Source organism: Nocardia sp. CC213A (assembly GCF_030766805.1).
GTDB classification, from domain to species: Bacteria; Actinomycetota; Actinomycetes; order Mycobacteriales; family Mycobacteriaceae; genus Nocardia; species Nocardia otitidiscaviarum.
Genome location: NZ_JASFXA010000006.1, coordinates 84,550 through 102,885, shown reverse-complemented (window position 1 = coordinate 102,885; position 18,336 = coordinate 84,550). Strand labels below are relative to the sequence as shown.

The following is an 18,336-nucleotide window of genomic DNA, read 5'->3' as shown; positions in this document are numbered from 1 at the left end:
CCGGGATCGAACTGAGTCCGCGGCGGGGTCGTTCCCGCCGCGCCTTCGAGCGATTCGACTCCCGTATCGCTACGCACCGCCGTGAAAGGGGTGTTCGGATTGGTTAGCGGGGTGGCGGATCCGTTCGGGACCGCGGCATTGCGCGAGGGTGTGCTCGCCGCCTGGCGCGGCTCGCCCACCCGTCTGCGGGAGGATGCGGCCACCGAGGCGGATCTGGTGCGGGCGGGCTACCGCGACCGGGTGCTCACCGAGTTGGCCCAGAACGCCGCCGACGCCGCGGCCAAGGCCGGGGTGGCGGGTCGTATCGCGGTGTGGCTGACCGACGGCCGCCTGCACATCGCGAATACCGGTGTGCCCCTGGATGTCTCGGGCGTGCACGCACTGACCGCCCTGCGCGCCTCCGCCAAGACCGGCGCGGACACCGCGGTGGGCCGCTTCGGCGTCGGCTTCACCGCCGTGCTGAGCATCGCCGACGAGATCGAGTTGCGCTCCACCGGCGGCTCGGTGCGGTTCTCCCGCGCGGACACCCGGCAGGCGTTGCGCGAAAGCGGCATTCGCATCCCCGACACCGAGCACCCGTTCGAGCCACCCGCGCTGCGCCTGGCCTGGCCGACCGAACACACCCCCGTGCCGGATTTCGACACCGAGATCATCCTCACCCCACGCGCCGACGTGGACACCCCCGCCCTGCTGGCGAGCATGCGCGCCGAAGCCCTCGACCTGCTGCTGGAACTGCCCGCCCTGCACAGCATTCGGATCGAGTCCGACGAATTCACCAGCACGGTGACCGACCTCTCACCCCCGGTCGCCGCGAGTCACGGCGGCGCCGACGACTGCCCGGCCCGCCACGACGTCACCACCGGCGACGCCGAGCACTCGGACCGGTACGGCGCCGCGGCCGAGCGGGCGGAGAGCACGACTGCGTATCACCCCGCCGCCCCCGCGAGGACCGCGCATCCGGTCGCGTACGGTGGCGCGGGGCCCGACCCGACCGAGGATCCGGACGCGTACGAACACCGCGTAGCCGAGGCAGCGACGCGCCCGGCGGAAATCGATCGGGCGGAGCACTCCGATACGCGTGGACCAGCCGCGCTCGCGGGGGACATGTACCCGGCCTCGGGCTGGGTTACGGCACCCGGCCGCACCACGCACTCGGCCGCGCGTGGCGAGACGGCGTCCGACCGGGCCGTCGGCGGCCTCCAGGAGGTGCGTATCTCCGGTCCGAGCGGAGAGGCGCACCGCTGGTGGCAGTTCCGTACCGGCCGGGCGCGGTGGCTGCTTCCGCTGCGGGACGGTCGTCCGGTCGCCGCCGCACCCGATGTGCTGCGGGCGCCGACCCGTTCGGACGAGGAGCTCTCCCTGCCGGCGCTGCTGATCGCCGACATTCCCATGCAACCGGATCGCCGCCGCTTGCTCCCCGGCGCGCGCATTGCCGAGTTGGCCTCCGGTTATGCGGATTTCGCGCGTGCGCTGCCCGCCCGTGACCGGCTGCTCCTGGTTCCCACGCCCGGCTTCGCCCGCAGTGAGGCCGATGGTCTGCTGCGTGAGGCGCTGGTCGCGGAACTGGGTGGGCAGCCGTGGCTCCCGGTCCTCCACGCCGAACCGGAGGACGAACCCGTCCCTGCCGCGGCGGGTCTCGCAGTGGTGGCCGTCGAGCGGCCTCGGCGGGCGAGCGTATTCATCGGGGTGACCGATGAATTGGCGGGTGTGCTCGCCGAAATCGTTGGTCCGCTGGTGGTTCCGGAGTTGTCCGGCCGGTCGACCGCCGATGCGCTGTCGGTGCTGGATGTGCACCGGATCGGGTTGGCGCGGATCGCGGAGCTGTCAGGGAGTGTGGAACGCCCACCGCAGTGGTGGTATTCGCTCTACGACGCGCTGGAGCCGTTCGTCGGCGACCCGCTGGCGGTGGAGGAGCTGGGTGCGCTGGCGGTGCCGCTGGCGGACGGTCGGATGGTGACCGGGCCACGCACCGTGGTGCTCGACGACCACCTGGAGTCCGCGGTGCCGGTGCACTGGGCACGCCTGGTACATCCGGAGGCGGCGCATCCGCTGCTCGGGCGGCTCGGTGCGCGCCCAGCGGGTCCCGAGGAGCTGCTGCGTGATCCGGCGCTGCACGCCCAGCTCGAGCACGATCCCGCCGATCCGGACACGGTGGAGGCGGTGTTGAACCTGGCCGCGCACGCCAATCCCGGCGCGGGCATCGTCGAACCCGGTTCCGGAGCAACGGATCCGGTCCGAGGTGAGCCAGCCGCCCCGGTCCCCGGACTGCTGCCCACCTGGCTCGGCCTGCTCGAAATCCCGGACGACACCGGTGATCTCGTCCCCGCCGACGAATTGCTGCTTCCGGATGCCCCGCTGGCTCGGGTCCTGGTCGAGGATTCGCCCTTCGGCACCGTCGCCGACGACCTGGTGCGCCGCTACGGCCCGACCGCCCTGCGGGCGGTCGGCGTGGGCTGGGGTTTCACCGTGGTGGCGGAATCGGATCCGACCGGCCCCGACCATCATCTCGACGACGAGGAGACCTGGTGGGAGACCCTCGCCGAGGATCCGCCGGAGCTGCTCGCCGTCCGCGATCTGGATCTGGTCGATCCGGAGCAGTGGCCGCGGGCCCTGCGGCTGCTGCTCGCCGACCCCGCCACGCGGCCGCTGCTCGCCGACCGCGACGGCTATACGGCGTGGTGGCTGCGGACGCACGCGCGCATCGACGGCACCGCGCTGGGCCTGTTCCGCCACCCGGCCGACCCGGTCTTCGCGGGCCTGCTGCCGGTACTGTCCATGGACACCGAGACCGACGCGGCCGACATCGACGCGCTGCGCGCCGTGCTCGCCGATCCGGAGATCATCACCCCGGAGCTGGCCGCCGAACTTCTCGCGGCTCTCGCGGACCCGTCGAGACATCCGACCGCGGAGGCGATTTCACGAACCCATGAGCGGCTGGCCGCGGCCACCGCCGCGGGCCGCCTGGACCTGGACGATCTGGTCCTGCCCGAGCGGGTGCGCGCCCTCTCCGGGGCGGTCATCGACGCCGCCGACGCCCTGGTGCTGGATCTGCCCTGGTACGGCCTGGCGCTCCCGCCGGACCGGCTGGTGGTCGGCGATATCGACTCGGCCTCGCAGCTGGCGGCGCTGCTGGACCTGCCGCTGGCCTCGCAGGCCGTCACCGCGCGCGTCGAGGGCACCGGCCGCCGCACCACCTGGTCGGCCGAACCGCTCGGCGTGCTGTGGCGCATGCAGAGCGGACAACCCACCCCCGCAGGCGATCTCGTCGTCCACGACGAACTGCGGGTGCGGCTGTCCGGCGCGTACGAGGCGACCGTCACGGTGCCGTGGTGGCGTGACGGCGCGGACACCCACGTCGTATCGCAGCCGCGTCCGGCGCACTAGCGAAGTCCGGCAATCGGGCGTAACGGGTCGGCGGCCGTTCGGGCGCGGGTGCGGCCGTCCGGTATCGGCGGCCCGTCCGGCGTCGGGTTATTCGCTGAACTGCACCACCGTCTGCGCCAGCAGGTCCATCTGCTCGCGCACCGCCGCGCTGTCGTTGTCCACCAGCCAACGCAGCACGATGCCGTCGATGGCGGCGAGCATGAAGCGGCTGATGACGCCGACGGGGGCGGACCAGCGGGTGCCCGTCGCCTCGCGGGCGTGTTCGATGATGTCGGCGACCGTGGAATCGTTGAACGCGTACTGTTCGCGGGCGATGGCGAGTTTCGCCGGTGTCTGTTCGCTTTCGCGGAGGGCGTAGGTGGTGGTCTCGTAGGTGAGCAGTTGCCGTTCCGGGGTGGCTTCCACGTTCTGCCACATGAGTTCCAGGCCGGCGCGTATCAGTTTTTGAAGTGATTCTTTTCCACTTCCGACGTCCTGCCATACCGTTTCGTTGGCATCGACGGAATCGCGCAATTCCATCGAGAGCGCTTTGACCAACTCGGTCATGAGCGCGTCCTTGTTTTCGAAACAGTAATGCACCACACCGAGCGAAACACCGGCTGCCTGAGCTACATCGCGCGTGGTAACTCCTGCCACGCCCTTTTTTTCGGCAAGGCCGATGGCCGCCTCGATAAGGTGGGCCCGTCGTTCTTCGACGCTCAATCGGGAGGACACTCCAGGGAGTTAAGCCTTCAAGAGCCGCGCAGTCAATTCGCGCGTCGGGAAAGTCTCCACTGGACGTGTGTCCAGTTCTGTGGTTCGCTGCGAGTTGGGACGAAGGGAGTCGCCGAATGGTGGTGTCGCGCAGGACTGTTCTGGCCGGTGCGGCGGCGGGGTCCGCCGCGCTCACGGCCGCCGCCACGATCGCGCTGCCGGGCGGGTCGGCACACGCGACTGCCGGCGGCGACTTCCTGATCGGTGTGGGCATTTCCGACATCACCGGCCCGGCGGCCGAATGCGGCATGATGGGTTACTCCCAGCTGGAACAGACCACCGCCGGAATCCACCTGCGGCCCAGGGCCCGCGCCTTCATCATCGGCGGCGGCGACCAGCGGATCGTTTACGTGGTCGCCGACAACGCCATGATCTTCCAGTCCGTGCACCGCGGCGTCCTCGACGAACTCGCCCGGCGCTTCGGCGACCGCTACACCGAGCAGAACGTCCTGCTCACCGCCACGCACTCGCATGCGGTGTGCGGCGGCGCCAGCCACGACTACGCCTACAATCTCTCGATTCTCGGCTTCCAGCGGCAGGTGTACGACGCCGAGGTGAACGGAATCGTGGAGGCCGTCGTCGCCGCGGACGCCGACCTCGGACCCGGCAGTCTCGAACTCGGGCGCGGGGAATTGCACGACGCCAGCGTCAATCGCTCGCGAATCGCCTTCGATCGCAATCCCGAAGCCGACAAACGGTATTTTCCGAATGCCATCGATCCGGCCGTCACCGTGCTCTCCCTGCGCAAGGGTGGTCGACAGGTCGGCGTCATCACCTGGTTCGCCACCCACAACACCTCCATGAGCAACACGAATCGGCTCATCAGCGGTGACAACAAGGGTTACGCGTCCTTCGCGTTCGAACACGGTGAGCGTGGCGTCCGGTACCTAGACGGCGGAGTCGATTTCCTCGCCGCTTTCCCACAGACCAATAGCGGCGACATGTCGCCCAATCTGAACCTGCGCCCGACCTCCGGCCCCACCGAGGACGAGTTCGAGAACACCCGAATCATCGGCGAGCGTCAATACCGCGCCGGAAAGGCCGCACTCGCCACGGCGCGCACGATGCGCGGGCCGGTGGACGCCATGCTCTGCTATATCGACCTGTCCGACATCGCGGTGGACGGCCGCTACACCCCGAACGGGCAGCCCCGGCACACCGCACCCGCCTGTGCGGGCGTCTCGCTCATCGCGGGCAGCATCGAGGACGGGCCCGGACTGCCGGGCGTGCCGATTCCCGAAGGCGTGCGCAATCCGTTCGTGGACGCGCTCGGCGGCGCGAACATGCCGGTGCCGGACTGGCTCACCGACGCGCAGGCGCCGAAGGCGATCGTCGCGCCGCTGGGCCTGCTGCCGCCGGTGCCCTGGGTGCCGAGCGTGGTGCCGATCCAGATCGTGCGCATCGGCGAGCTCTATCTCGCCTGCGGCGGAGCGGAATTCACCATCGTCTCCGGGCTGCGTATCCGCCGCACCGTCGCCGCGGCGCTCGGGGTGCCGCTGGAACAGGTGCTCATGCAGGGGTACGCCAACGCCTACCACCAGTACGTGACCACCCCGGAGGAGTACGACGCCCAGCAGTACGAGGGCGGCTCGACGCTCTACGGTCGCTACACGCTGCCCGCCTACCAGCAGGAATTTCACCGACTGGCAACGGCTTTCGCCGACCGGCAGCGGGTGCCGCGCGGCCCCGCGCCGCGCGACGTCTCGGCCATGCAGCCCGGCTTCGTGCCCGCCCCCGGCCCCGATGCCACCCTGCCCGGCCTGGATTTCGGTGCGGCACTGCTACAACCGGCCGCCGCCTACACCCGCGGTGAACAGGCACAGGTCGAATTCGTCTCGGCCCACCCCAAACACAACCCCCGCCGCAACGGCACCTTCCTGGAAGTGCAGCGCCACACCGGCGGCGAGTGGGCCCGCGTCGCCAACGAGGGGGAGTGGGCGGTGAAGTACCACTGGTCCCGCCGCGGCCCCGACATCTCGACGGCCCGCTTCACCTGGGACATCCCCGCCGACGCCGCCCCCGGCCGCTACCGCTTCCAACACTTCGCCGACCACCTCGCCCCCGACGGCACCCTGCACCCCTTCACCGGCCTCAGTGCGGAATTCGACATCCACTGACCAGGAACGGGTCCGTGCCGGGCCGCCGCCCGCCTCAGAGCCCGAGCTGAGCCCCCTTGTCCCCCCGTCGCGCCCCGCGTCGCTGAATGGCGAAGATGGTGTACCCGAGCAGGCCCACCGCCAGCCCCATGAGGCACACCGGCCGCGCCTCGTGCCACCGGTCGCCGCTGGCGAACACCACCAGCGTGGCGACCAACCAGGCGATACTGCCGATCGCCAGCACCGGCCGCGGATCGGTGAAGCGCGGCGGAATCTCCGGTACGGGTCGAGTCACCCCACCAGCCTAGAACGCTCAGCCCAGCCACGCGCGGATCCCGCCGGGTGACGCACGCGTCCCGCCCGGCGACGTACGCGTCCCGGAAGTTCGCACTCGGCCCGGTTCGTCCGAACCTTCCGGGTGATCGCGCCCAGCCCGCTGCGCAGGGCCGGATGTCCCCGGGTCTCCGTTCGGGAGGGCGGGGGCGGGCTGCGGCGGCGTGCGAGGATTCGACCGTTCCAGGTCACGGTGCTCGGGGGAGCTGTCACTTTGCTGCCGGAAATTCACGGTGTGGCCCGGATGGGACAGGGATGGTTCGGGCTGGGTCGAATGTCGGGTTGTGGGGGGTTCGGGACGCCGGGGGCGGGAGGTTGGATAGCGGGTTTCGGCCGTTGTCGGGGTGTTCGCCTGCTGTGGTGGGGCATGATCGGTAGGTGGGCCGCCGGGCGATGGGACGGTGGCCGAGTCCGGCGTGCGGTGCGAACGTGCGCGGTCCGGGGCCGAACAGCCGCCCCCGACGCGGCTGGTCCCGTATCGTTTGCCTCTGTGACAACGCCTTCCGATATTCGAGCGCTCGCTGGTGACCTCTCACTGGCGGTGGTGCGCTTGACGCGACATCTGCGGGGTAGGCGAGCCGATGCCCAGATTTCGCTGACCCAGCTCTCGGCGCTCGCCACCCTGAACCGGGAAGGCGCCATGACCCCCGGCACACTGGCCGCCAAGGAGCGGGTGCAGCCGCCGTCCATGACCCGGGTGATCGCATCGCTCACCGAAATGGATCTGGTGAGGCGCGATCCGCACCCGACCGACGGGCGGCAGATCATCGTGTCGCTGTCGGACGCCGGGCGGGCGCTCATCGCCGATGAGACCAGCGCGCGCGAGGCGTGGATGACCGAACAGCTCGGCGGACTCAGTCCGGAGCAGCTGAAGGTGCTCGAGGAGGCCGTCACGATCATGAAGCAGATCGTCGACGAGTCGGAGTAGCGCGCGTCAGGCCCGCACCGGCTGGGATCCGAAAGGCTGGTCGCTGGAAACGATTTCGCGCCCCAGCGGGAACAGCGAGACCGGAACGAGCTTCAGGTTCGCCCAGGCGAACGGGATGCCGATGATGGTGACCGCCAGCGCGATACTGGTGAAGATGTGGCCCAGCGCCAGCCACCAGCCCGCGACGATGAACCACACCACATTGCCGAGCATGGACGGCACGCCCGCCCCCGGCTTCTCCACGGCTTCCCGCCCGAACGGCCACAGCACGAACGAGGCGAGCCGGAACGACGCGATACCCCACGGAATGGTGATGATCAGGATGCAGCAGATCAACCCCGCGACGATGTAGCCGACCGCCATCCAGAACCCGACCAACACCAGCCACAGTACGTTCAACAGCAGTCTGAGCACGCTCACCTTCCCCAGCATGCCAGCCGCCAGGAACCTCTGCCACCGTCCGTGATCGGCGCGTGATCGGCGGTACGCGCTGTCGGTCACCGTCTACCGCACAGTCGCCGATCGCCACGGCGCGCGGCGACGCCGGGTACGCCGTGCGAGAGAACCGGTGGCGGACGTCGCGCGCCGCCACCGGATGTTCACGGACCAGCGTCCGGTACCGGATCAGAAGGGCCAGCCCAACTCGGCGTCGCGATCGGTGGTGAAGGCTTCGTCGACGGCGCGCAGGGCGGCGGGATCTTTGACGTGAATCCGGTTGGCGGCGGCCAGCACCCGGGCGCGGTGGCCGCCCAGATAGAGGCTGGACAGTTCGGCGGTGCCGAGTTCCAGTTCGACCGTACGGGTGGTCGGCTCGCATTCGGCGATACCGTCGTGAACGCGGAGGGCGAAGGTGCCGCCCGCGTCGCGGAACGGATCGTGCACGCCCACAACCACATCCAGGTCCCGCCGGTAGGTGCGGGCGGTCAGGGCGGCGGGCACGTCCATGATCCGGAGCCACAGGTGATCGCGACGACCGGTGACGCGCACCAGGCGTGGATCGGTGAGCAGGTAGGGGAGCGGGTCGTGGTCGGCCAGATCGCACACCACCCGGTCCACCAGGTCCAGGCCGAGCAGTACCCGCCACAGCGCCACATGCGCCTCGGCGGTGACGGCCCGGAACTCCCAGACGGTCGCGACCGATTCCCGCTCGCCCCATTCCCGGCGGTACAGCACGTAGCCGTCCGGATGCAGCAGCGCGTACAGCGTCGACGCGCCGCCGCGGTAGCGCGGCGGATCGGCGAAGCAGAGCCGCCAGCTGGCGTCCGGGCGTTCCTGCGCACCCGGTACCAGCCGCCGCCACCGGTCGTACACATCGCGAATGCGCGCCTGGGTCGGCTCGTCCAGCGGGGCGATCTCGACGCCGCCGGGATCCGGTGTGGTGGGCCGGAATTGGACCCGATGCCGGTCGATGCTGATGAAATCGCGCTCGATGGCGGTGCCGTAGCCGAACCGGCCGTAGATGGTGCCCTCGCTCGCGGTGAACATGGTGAGCGGCAATCCCTCGGCCTCGGTGCGCGCGTGCTGCTCGGTGTAGAGCGCGCGCAGGATGCCGCGCCGCCGATGCGTGGGGGCCACCGACACCGCGGAGATACCGGAGGCGAGAACGGTCCCCTCCCCGGGCACGGTGACGGTCATCCGCCGGTCGACGGCGTGGCCGACGATGCGGTCGCCGTCCATGGCCAGCAGGGCGCGGTCGGGGGTGAAGATATCGGGAATGATGTCGAGTTCGGCCGGGTCGTAGCGCTGGCCGAAGCCGGTCTCCAGCAGATTCACGACAGCGGGCCAGTCGTCGCGGGTGGACGAGCGGATGGTGATGCCATTCGTCGATGCCATTACTGGACGATTGCACGCGGGCGTGGGGGTGCGCACCCGAATTTCCCGGCGATGCGAACGGAGCCCACCTGCCGCCCCCGCCGCGGCAGGTGAGCTCCGCTCTACGAAGGAGCATGCGCGCTCGCGCTAGTCGGGTCCTAATGATCCGCTTGCGTTCGAGCCGCGGGCGGATGTGCGGGAGGGCGTTGCCGGTGGGAGGGTGCTGCGGTCTTCCCACTGCCACATCGGCGAGGTCCCCTGCCAGCCGCCCGGGAATGCGCGAAACCCGCCACCGGGTACGGGGGCGGGTTTCGGGGTGCCGGGTCAGCGGCCGGTGATGTCCTGGTAGTCGCGCTCGCCGTAGCCGGTGTAGATCTGGCGGGGGCGGCCGATCTTCAGGGGCTCGCTGTGCATCTCGCGCCAGTGGGCGATCCAGCCGGGCAGGCGGCCCATGGCGAACAGCACGGTGAACATGCGGGTGGGGAAGCCCATGGCCCGGTAGATGACGCCGGTGTAGAAGTCGACGTTCGGGTACAGGCGACGCTCGATGAAGTAGTCGTCGGTGAGCGCGGCTTCCTCGAGCGCCTTGGCGATGTCGAGCAACTGGTCGTCGCCGCCGATCTTGGCCAGGATCGAGTCGGCGGCCTTCTTGACCAGGGTCGCGCGCGGGTCGTAGTTGCGGTAGACGCGGTGCCCGAAGCCCATGAGCTTCACGCCGTCTTCCTTGTTCTTGACCTTGCGGACGAACTCCTTGACGTCACCGCCCTGCGCCTTGATGTCGTCCAGCATCTCCAGCACCGCCTGGTTCGCGCCGCCGTGCAGCGGACCCCAGAGCGCGTTGATGCCGCCGGAGACGGAGGTGAACAGGTTGGCGTCGGAGGAGCCGACCAGGCGCACGGTGGAGGTGGAGCAGTTCTGCTCGTGGTCCGCGTGCAGGATGAGCAGCATGTCCAGGGCCGCGGCGACCTCGGGGTCCACCTCGTACGGCTCGGCCGGGAAGCCGAAGGTCATCCGCAGGAAGTTCTCGACCAGCGACAGCGAGTTGTCCGGGTACAGGAACGGCTGGCCGACCGACTTCTTGTAGGCGTAGGCCGCGATGGTGGGCAGCTTGGCCAGCAGGCGGATGGTGGACAGCTCGACCTGCTCGGGATCGCGCGGGTCCAGGGAGTCCTGGTAGTACGCCGACAGCGCGTTGACCGCCGAGGAGAGCACCGGCATCGGGTGCGCGTTGCGCGGGAAGCCGTCGAAGAACCGCTTCAGGTCCTCGTGCAGCAGGGTGTGGCGGCGGATGCGGTCGGTGAAGTCGTCCAGCTGCGACCGGGTCGGCAGCTCGCCGTAGATGAGCAGGTAGCTCACCTCGATGAAGGTGGACTTCCCCGCGAGTTGCTCGATCGGGTAACCGCGGTAGCGGAGGATGCCCGCCTCACCGTCGATGTAGGTGATCGCCGACTTGGTCGACGCGGTGTTCATGAAGCCGGGGTCGAAGGTGGTGTACCCGGTGCTGGCGAGCAGCTTGCCCAGGTCGATCCCGTCATTGCCCTCGGTCGCACTGGCGACGGTCATCGGGTACTCGCCACCGGGGTAGGACAGCACCGGCTTGGCGTCGTCGTCGACGTTGATGATGTTCTCAGCGGGCACGGAAGGATCCCTCTCAGGCTTGTAACCGTCGGCATCGGTGCGGTCGGCACACGGTGCGCTTACCCTCAACGCTAGTCGCTGTCCGGAAGGCCCGACTAATGAGGGTCACCCTTGACTACCTCACAGTCACTTCGCCGCGAGGTGAGGTTCGGTGCCGTCATGTGGTATCGGCTCGAACCCTCCGGCCGGCCGTGATCATCAGCTTCCGGCCGGTACGTCCGCAGGTGCACGGCTGACGCGATAGCGCACGAAGATCGGGAAGGCGATCGCCGAGATCACCATGCCGATCACCACGAGCACGCCCCCACCCGCCGCGGCTACAGCGGTACCCACCGCGGCCGCCGCGAAACCATGGGCAACATCACCGATTCGGGGTCCGCCCGCCACCACCACGATGAATACGCCCTGCAGGCGGCCGCGCATCTCGTCGGTGGCGACCTGCTGGAGCATGGTGGTGCGCAGGGCGGCGGAGAACATGTCGACCGCGCCGCCGAAGGCCAGGCAGGTCAGGGCGATCCAGAGACCCGCCACCAGGCCGAGGCCGTGCCCGGTCGCGCCCACCGCGACCCCGAAGCCGACCATGGCCAGCCCCCACAGCACGATCAGCCAGATCACCGCCAGCCCTTGGCGGCGGATGCGCGACAGCCAGCCGGAGAACACGCCGCCGAGCACCGCTCCCACCGACATGGCCGCGAAGAGCAGGCCCAAAGCCGTTCCGCCCGAGGGGGAGTCGCCGAAGCTGTGCTGCGCGATCTCCGGGAACAGGGCGCGCGGCATGCCGAAGACCATGGCGACGATATCGACGGCGAACGACGCCAGCAGCACCTTCTGGGTGGCGAGATAGCCGAAACCGTCCAGCACCTCCCGAATTCCGGCGCGGCGGGTCTCGCCGACGGGATGGATGGACGGGAGCTTCCACACCGCCCAGACGGTGGCGAGCAGGGCAACGGCGTCCAGCAGATACAGCATGGCCAGCCCCGTGACCGGAATGAGCATGCCCGCCGACACCGGTCCGGCGATGGCCCCGAACTGCATGACGGTCATGGACAGCGAATTCGCCGCGGGCAGTTGCGCACTGGGCAGCAGCCGCGGGTAGATGGCGGCGCGGGTGGGCTGGTTCACCGCGAAGAACGCCTGCTGCGCGGCGAACAGCCCGAGGATCAGCCACGGGTTGGTGTTTCCGGCGGCGGCCTGCGCCCAGAACGCCAGGGCGGTCAGGCCGGTGCCGGTGCTGGTGATGAGCAGCAGGGTGCGGCGGTCCATGGCGTCGGCGAGCGCGCCGCCCCACAGGCCGAACCCGATGAGCGGGACGAGGCCGAAGAGGCCGGCGAGGCCGACGTACGACGAGTTCTGCGTGATGTCGTAGAGCTGCTTGGGGACCGCGACCACGGACAGCTGCGCGCCGATGACGGTGACGATGCCGGTGGTCCAGAGTCGTCGGAAATCCGGATTCCGCAGCGGGGTGACGTCGGCGAGCAGCTTCACCGCCAGGAGATTAATGGGATGAATTGCCCGGCGGCACCGGATTTCCGGTGATTCATCCCACCATTGCGGCCCCTTGAAAACCGAGCGAATCCCGGAATCCGCCGTGGGCTCAGGGCTGGAGGCGTTCGATCTTCATGGCCGCCACATCGGTGGTTCCCGGCTCCAGGGTGACCCGAATCCGGTTGTGCATGCGGCTGCGCCGCCCCTGCCAGAACTCCACCGTCTCCGGCCGGATCTGGAATCCGCCCCAGAACGGCGGCACCGGAATGTCGTCAACCCCGGTGAACCGCTCGGTCGTCTCGGCCATCCGCTGATCCAGCTCCGCCCGCGACCCGATGGCCCGCGACTGTTCCGACGCCCACGCGCCCAACCGCGACCCGCGCGGGCGCGACCGCCAGTACAACTCGGTGACCTCCGGCGCGACCCGGTGCACCGGTCCGCGCACCGTCACCTGTCGGCTCAAGGCGGGCCACACCAGGGTGGCCGAGGCATACGGCGTCGCGGCCAGCGCCCGCCCCTTGAACGACTCGAAATTCGTGTAGAAGGTCACCCCCTCCGGCGAGAGCCCCTTGCAGAGCACGGTGCGGGTCGCGGGCTTGGGTCCGCTCGGGGTCATCTCCACGGTCGCCAGCACCATGGCGTTCGGATCGACCAGCCCGGCATGGGTGGCCTCCTCGATCCAGGTGCGCAGCAACGGCTCCCAGCCGTCGGCCAGCCAGCTCTCGTCCAGATCGGTGTCACGGCCCGGATGATTGTCCCCGGCGTCCACGCCGTACTCCACGCGCATGGCCGCGATATCCAGCGCGGACGTGACGGATTTCTCCAGGTCGGTCATGGGCCAGACGTTACTCCGGAGTAATGGTGGCGTTAAGGTCTAACTGATCGGCGAGGCCGCCCATCGATCGGGCGGCCCGGTTTGCAAGGAGAGTCACAACATGACTGCCAGCGCTGCGGTTCCCAGTTCAGCAGTTCCGTCCGACTTCGTGAGCGGTCTCGAGGGCGTGGTGGCGTTCACCACCGATATCGCCGAGCCCGACAAGGACGGAGGTGCGCTGCGCTACCGCGGCGTCGACATCGAGGACCTGGTCACCAACCGGGTCACCTTCGGCGATGTGTGGGCGCTGCTCGTGGACGGTGAATTCGGTCGCGGCCTGCCGCCCGCCGAACCGTTCCCGCTGCCCGTGCACACCGGCGACGTGCGCGTCGACGTGCAGGCCGGACTCGCCATGCTGGCTCCCATCTGGGGCTACCAGCCGCTGCTCGACATCGACAACGAGGAAGCCCGCGAGAACCTCGCCCGCGCCTCGGTGATGGCGCTGTCCTACGTGGCGCAGTCGGCGCGCGGCATCTACCAGCCCGCGGTGCCGCAGAAGCAGATCGACGAGTGCACCACGGTCACCGAGCGGTTCATGACCCGTTGGAAGGGCGACCCGGACCCCAAGCACACCGAGGCCATCGACGCCTACTGGGTCTCCGCCGCCGAGCACGGCATGAACGCCTCCACCTTCACCGCCCGCGTCATCGCCTCCACCGGCGCGGATGTCGCGGCCTCGCTGTCCGGTGCCATCGGAGCCATGTCCGGCCCGCTGCACGGCGGCGCACCCGCCCGCGTGCTGCCCATGATCGAGGAGGTCGAGAAGACCGGCGACGCGCGGGCGCTGGTCAAGGGCATCCTCGACCGCAAGGAGAAGCTCATGGGCTTCGGGCACCGCGTGTACCGCGCCGAGGACCCCCGCGCCCGCGTGCTGCGCGCCACCGCCGAACGGCTGGGCGCCCCGCGCTTCGAGGTGGCGGCAGCGCTGGAGCAGGCCGCCCTGGCCGAGCTGCGCGAGCGTCGCCCCGATCGCGCCATCGAGACCAATGTGGAGTTCTGGGCCGCGGTCATCCTCGACTTCGCCGAGGTGCCCGCGCACATGATGCCCGCCATGTTCACCTGCGGCCGCACCGCGGGCTGGTGCGCGCACATCATGGAGCAGAAGAAGCTGGGCAAGCTGGTGCGCCCCGCCGCCATCTACACCGGCCCCGCGCCGCGCAAGCCGGAGACCGTGGCGGGCTGGGAGAACGTGATCCGCAAGTAGGGCTCGAGCCTCTCGGCGGTTCTTCGAAGACAGGAAAGCGGCTCGCAACCGAAAGGTTGCGAGCCGCGGTCGTATCCGGGCGGATCCCCCGGCCTACCGGATCGGCAAGGGGATCAACCCTTCACCACGACCGTTTTCATGATCTTGTCAGCGAAGGTCTGACGCTTCTCGTCCCACAGCGGCCACAGCCAGCCGATGTAGCAGGCGAAGGAATCCGCCGCGTGGCAGATCTTCCGGATGAATGCTGTGCCGAAGCCGATCGGCTGACCGGTGGCCTCCCCGACCAGACGGATGCCGAGCATCTTCTTACCGGGCGTCTGTCCGGTGGTGCCCTCCTTGTAGACCAGGAACACCAGACCGGCGATGCCGACCACGAAGGCCAGCAGCATGAACATGACGCCGACGCCGCTCAGGCCGCCGCCCGTGCACCGGCCGGTGGTCGTGGAACAGGTGATGCTCTCGGTACCGGCGACGCTCGCGATGACGTACAGCAGCGAGGCGGGCAGGCCGAAGATCAGGCCGTCGACGATGTGGGCGCCCGCACGGGAACCCCAGTCGGCGAGCGGAGCCTGCGGACCGTACGGCGCGTAGCCGCCGGGTGCGCCCGGAGCCGGGTAGCCGGGTTGCGGTGCGCCGTAACCGGGTTGGGGAGCGGCGTGCGCGGGCTGCTGTGGGTAGCCGGGGTTGGACTGGGCGTACTGCGGCTGCTGCGGGTAGCCCGGGTTGGACTGGGCGTACTGCGGCTGCTGCGGGTAGCCCGGGTTGGACTGCCCGTACTGCGGCTGCTGCGGGTAGCCGGGGTTCGACTGCCCGTACTGCGGCTGCTGCGGGTAGGGCTGCTGCCCGTAGCCGGGCTGTTGCGGGTACGGGTTGTTCGGGTAACTCATTCTTTTCCTTGCGGGGTTGGATATTTCGGCACGGACGGGTAGCCGATCCGGTGCCCGCTGTGTGCCGGGCGGGCCGTTCGGGGTCCGGGCTCGCTACAGTCTGGTGCACTTCGGCTCTCGCGGCGCGCCGAGTTGACGACATCCGCCGCGAACGACCGAGATCCCCGGCCGCGGGGTCGCCGCGACCGAAGATCGATATTGGGATGCGCGTAGGAGGATCGACGGTGGCGCTCGAGATGAGAACAGTATGTGAGCGGTGTCACACGACAGGATTGAACCCCGAGGGCATCGCCTGGATCTGCTCCTACGAGTGCACCTTCTGCGCGAACTGCGCCGCGGCCATGGACCGGACCTGCCCGAACTGCGGCGGCGAATTGGTGCATCGGCCGCGCCGCAGGGGCTGACAGCGCCCGTTCCCCGGATTTCGCAGCCGTGTCACACATCGCGGTCCCGCGCCGTCGACCTGATGAACAACCAGCTCGGCGCTAACCGCGGGCTATGCGAAAGCTGTTGAGGGAGAGTGCATTCCAATGAACACCGGATATGTCGTCGGTGCCGTCGCGACCGCGCTGTGGGTCGGGTTCTCGGCCTTCTCGTTGCTGCGGCGCGTCTCGTGGGTGGTCGATCCGCTGGTGCGGTACGGGGTGCCGCGGTCCTGGTGGACGCCACTGGGGCTGGCCAAGGCGGCGGGTTCGATCGGCCTCGTGGTCGGGCTGTTCGTGCCGGTCGTCGGCGTGCTGGCGGCGGTAGGGCTGATCCTGTACTTCCTGGGCGCGGTGGTCACCGCGCTGCGGGCCGGGTCGTACGGCACTGTCGTGTTCCCGGTGCTGTACCTGGTGCCGGTCGCGATCACCCTCGGGCTGGGTCTCGCGGCCTGAGCTCAACGGGACGTAAATTCTCGACCCGGCCGATTCGGCGCCGCCGAATCGGCCGGGTTTCGGTGTGTCTCGGGTGCGTTCAGAGTGCGCGCGAGGCCGCCCAATCGACCGCCACCGATTCGCCGCGATCGACGGTGAAGAAGGCGACCTCGAGTTGCCGTCCCAGATCGACGAGTTCGATGGCCGACAGCGGCACCGCGGCCACCACCCGCACCAGCCACGGCGACGGCTCGTCCCAGGCGCGCAACTCCAGATCGAGGCGCAGCACCGGATCGTCGCGGCCCGCGTAGTCGGCGGCCACCGGTGTGGCGGCCAGGACGGTGGCCCGGGCCCGGCGGCCGTCGCTCAGGATCTTGGCGATATTCGTGCGGGTGGTCTCCTCCGGCGGCGGGGCATACAGGACCACCCGGTCTTTGTCGCCCGGATCGACCCGGCAGGACACCACATCGCCCGGCTGCATCCATTCCAGATCGGATGCGCCGACCCGTTGCCGCACCCGCGTCTCGTACGGATGCCGATCCTCGAGCTGGACCCGGATCCAGAATTCGTGCTCCGGCTCCGAGCGGCGCGCCCGCACGCCCAGCACGGTCGCGGTTCCCGCGACGCCGCGCAGCAGCAGCTCGCGGCGGGCGGCATCGGACATGCCCGCATCCCGCCGGGGTAGACCGCCCGAGCCGAACTGCGAGGACAGCCGGGTGAACAGGCCCGGACGCCGCCGGGGGCGGCCGGAGTCGGCCGCGGCGGCGGCGGTCTCCGACCTGTCGTGTGCGGCCGTGTTCATAGCCGTGAACCATAACCGCAGTGTGTTCGCGGCCACAGCGATACCCGCCGGTTGCCGACAGTGGCGGAGCCGATGGTGTTGCAGCGCCTACCCACTCGCGGATGCGGCCTCCGTCACGCTCTACCCTTGTCGCCATGACCTCTGCGTTCCCGACCATCCCCGACGAACTCAAGCCGGCCGACGGTCGGTTCGGCTGTGGCCCCTCCAAGGTCCGTCCCGAGCAGCTGCGGTCCCTGGTGGACACCGGCGCCTCGGTCTTCGGCACCTCCCACCGGCAGAAGCCGGTGAAGGACGTGGTGGCGCGCGTGCGCACCGGTCTGCGCGAATTGTTCTCCCTGCCCGAGGGTTACGAGGTCGTGCTCGGCAACGGCGGCACCACCGCCTTCTGGGATGCCGCCGCCTTCGGCCTGATCCGGGAGAAGTCGCTGCACCTGAGCAATGGCGAGTTCTCTTCGAAGTTCGCCGCCGTCGCCAAGGGCAACCCCTTCATCGGCGATCCGATCGTGATCAAGTCCGAGCCGGGCAGCGCTCCGGAGCCGACCTCCGATCCGTCGGTCGACCTCATCGGCTGGGCGCACAACGAGACCTCCACCGGCGTGGCCATCCCGGTCTCGCGTCCCGCGGGCTCGGAGAACGCCCTGATCGCCATCGACGCCACCTCCGGTGCGGGCGGTCTGCCGGTGAACATCACCGATGCCGACGTGTACTACTTCGCGCCGCAGAAGTGCTTCGCCGCCGACGGCGGGCTGTGGATCGCGCTCATGAGCCCCAAGGCGCTGGAGCGGGTGGAGGAGATCAAGAACTCGGGTCGCTGGACCCCGGATTTCCTGTCGCTGCCCATCGCCATCGACAACAGCACCAAGGACCAGACCTACAACACCCCGGCGCTGGCCACCCTGCTGCTGTTCGCGAATCAGATCGAATGGCTCAATGGGAACGGCGGTCTCGATTGGGCCGTGAAGCGCACCGCCGACTCCTCGTCGCGGCTGTACTCGTGGGCCGAATCCAGCTCGTACGCCACCCCGTTCGTGTCGGATCCGGCGCTGCGTTCGCAGGTCGTCGGCACTATCGACTTCGCCGATTCGGTGGACGCGGCCCAGGTCGCGAAGGTGCTGCGCGCCAATGGCATCGTCGACACCGAGCCGTACCGCAAGCTGGGCCGCAACCAGTTGCGCGTCGGCATGTTCCCGGCCATCGACCCCGAGGACGTCTCGCAGCTGACCCGGGCCATCGACTGGGTCGTAGAAAAGCTCGCCTGAGCAGTAAAAATGTGGGCGGTTCGC

The 18,336-nt window shown here is 69.4% G+C and carries 16 protein-coding genes; 7 read left to right on the top strand and 9 right to left on the bottom strand.

What is annotated here, in order from left to right; genetic code table 11:
• The first annotated feature begins 111 nt into the window (after window positions 1-111).
• Window positions 112-3,384: a sacsin N-terminal ATP-binding-like domain-containing protein gene (locus QJS31_RS13090; RefSeq protein WP_306356824.1), complete on the top strand. Its 3,273-nt coding sequence runs from the start codon at window positions 112-114 to the stop codon at window positions 3,382-3,384.
• A gap of 87 nt (window positions 3,385-3,471) precedes the next feature.
• Here QJS31_RS13090 and QJS31_RS13085 read toward each other — a convergent pair whose 3' ends face one another.
• Complete coding sequence (locus QJS31_RS13085; RefSeq protein ID WP_228807462.1) at window positions 3,472-4,086, bottom strand: TetR/AcrR family transcriptional regulator; 615 nt, start codon at window positions 4,084-4,086, stop codon at window positions 3,472-3,474.
• 128 nt (window positions 4,087-4,214) lie between these two features.
• Here QJS31_RS13085 and QJS31_RS13080 point away from each other — a divergent pair, with 128 nt between their 5' ends.
• Window positions 4,215-6,254, top strand: coding sequence for a neutral/alkaline ceramidase (locus QJS31_RS13080; protein ID WP_306356823.1), 2,040 nt, complete (start codon window positions 4,215-4,217; stop codon window positions 6,252-6,254).
• Between the two features lie 34 nt (window positions 6,255-6,288).
• On the opposite strand, the gene QJS31_RS13075 is transcribed toward QJS31_RS13080, so the two are convergent.
• Window positions 6,289-6,528 (bottom strand): DUF2530 domain-containing protein, encoded by a 240-nt coding sequence (locus QJS31_RS13075; RefSeq protein WP_282781206.1) that lies wholly within the window; start codon window positions 6,526-6,528, stop codon window positions 6,289-6,291.
• 528 nt (window positions 6,529-7,056) lie between these two features.
• On the opposite strand from QJS31_RS13075, the gene QJS31_RS13070 reads away from it, so the two are divergent.
• The gene (locus QJS31_RS13070; protein WP_282781205.1) at window positions 7,057-7,494 is read left to right on the top strand and encodes a MarR family winged helix-turn-helix transcriptional regulator; all 438 of its coding nucleotides are present in this window, start codon (window positions 7,057-7,059) and stop codon (window positions 7,492-7,494) included.
• Window positions 7,495-7,500: 6 nt separating this feature from the next.
• Here the strand turns inward: QJS31_RS13070 and QJS31_RS13065 are convergent, their stop codons facing one another.
• From QJS31_RS13065 to pdxH, 5 genes are all read right to left on the bottom strand, one after another.
• Window positions 7,501-7,914: a YccF domain-containing protein gene (locus QJS31_RS13065; RefSeq protein WP_282781203.1), complete on the bottom strand. Its 414-nt coding sequence runs from the start codon at window positions 7,912-7,914 to the stop codon at window positions 7,501-7,503.
• Between the two features lie 204 nt (window positions 7,915-8,118).
• A complete protein-coding gene (locus tag QJS31_RS13060) occupies window positions 8,119-9,327 on the bottom strand; it encodes a GNAT family N-acetyltransferase (RefSeq protein ID WP_282781202.1) in 1,209 nt (402 codons plus the stop codon).
• 303 nt (window positions 9,328-9,630) lie between these two features.
• Entirely contained in the window at window positions 9,631-10,944 is a 1,314-nt protein-coding gene (locus QJS31_RS13055; protein ID WP_282781200.1) for a citrate synthase, read from the bottom strand.
• A gap of 198 nt (window positions 10,945-11,142) precedes the next feature.
• The gene (locus QJS31_RS13050) at window positions 11,143-12,429 is read right to left on the bottom strand and encodes an MFS transporter (protein ID WP_306356822.1); all 1,287 of its coding nucleotides are present in this window, start codon (window positions 12,427-12,429) and stop codon (window positions 11,143-11,145) included.
• A gap of 109 nt (window positions 12,430-12,538) precedes the next feature.
• Window positions 12,539-13,264, bottom strand: coding sequence for a pyridoxamine 5'-phosphate oxidase (gene pdxH / locus QJS31_RS13045; protein ID WP_282781196.1), 726 nt, complete (start codon window positions 13,262-13,264; stop codon window positions 12,539-12,541).
• 100 nt (window positions 13,265-13,364) lie between these two features.
• Here pdxH and QJS31_RS13040 point away from each other — a divergent pair, with 100 nt between their 5' ends.
• The gene (locus QJS31_RS13040) at window positions 13,365-14,507 is read left to right on the top strand and encodes a citrate synthase 2 (RefSeq protein WP_306356821.1); all 1,143 of its coding nucleotides are present in this window, start codon (window positions 13,365-13,367) and stop codon (window positions 14,505-14,507) included.
• A 113-nt stretch (window positions 14,508-14,620) separates the two neighbouring features.
• On the opposite strand, the gene QJS31_RS13035 is transcribed toward QJS31_RS13040, so the two are convergent.
• Window positions 14,621-15,394 (bottom strand): RDD family protein, encoded by a 774-nt coding sequence (locus tag QJS31_RS13035; protein WP_306356820.1) that lies wholly within the window; start codon window positions 15,392-15,394, stop codon window positions 14,621-14,623.
• A gap of 203 nt (window positions 15,395-15,597) precedes the next feature.
• On the opposite strand from QJS31_RS13035, the gene QJS31_RS13030 reads away from it, so the two are divergent.
• On the top strand, window positions 15,598-15,798 hold the full coding sequence (locus QJS31_RS13030; RefSeq protein WP_306356819.1) for a DUF1272 domain-containing protein: 201 nt from the start codon (window positions 15,598-15,600) through the stop codon (window positions 15,796-15,798).
• Between the two features lie 126 nt (window positions 15,799-15,924).
• Window positions 15,925-16,272, top strand: coding sequence for a DoxX family protein (locus QJS31_RS13025; protein WP_306356818.1), 348 nt, complete (start codon window positions 15,925-15,927; stop codon window positions 16,270-16,272).
• A gap of 79 nt (window positions 16,273-16,351) precedes the next feature.
• Here the strand turns inward: QJS31_RS13025 and QJS31_RS13020 are convergent, their stop codons facing one another.
• Entirely contained in the window at window positions 16,352-17,053 is a 702-nt protein-coding gene (locus QJS31_RS13020; protein ID WP_306356817.1) for a hypothetical protein, read from the bottom strand.
• A 134-nt stretch (window positions 17,054-17,187) separates the two neighbouring features.
• On the opposite strand from QJS31_RS13020, the gene serC reads away from it, so the two are divergent.
• Window positions 17,188-18,312 (top strand): phosphoserine transaminase, encoded by a 1,125-nt coding sequence (serC, locus tag QJS31_RS13015; RefSeq protein ID WP_029930938.1) that lies wholly within the window; start codon window positions 17,188-17,190, stop codon window positions 18,310-18,312.
• Window positions 18,313-18,336: the final 24 nt, after the last annotated feature.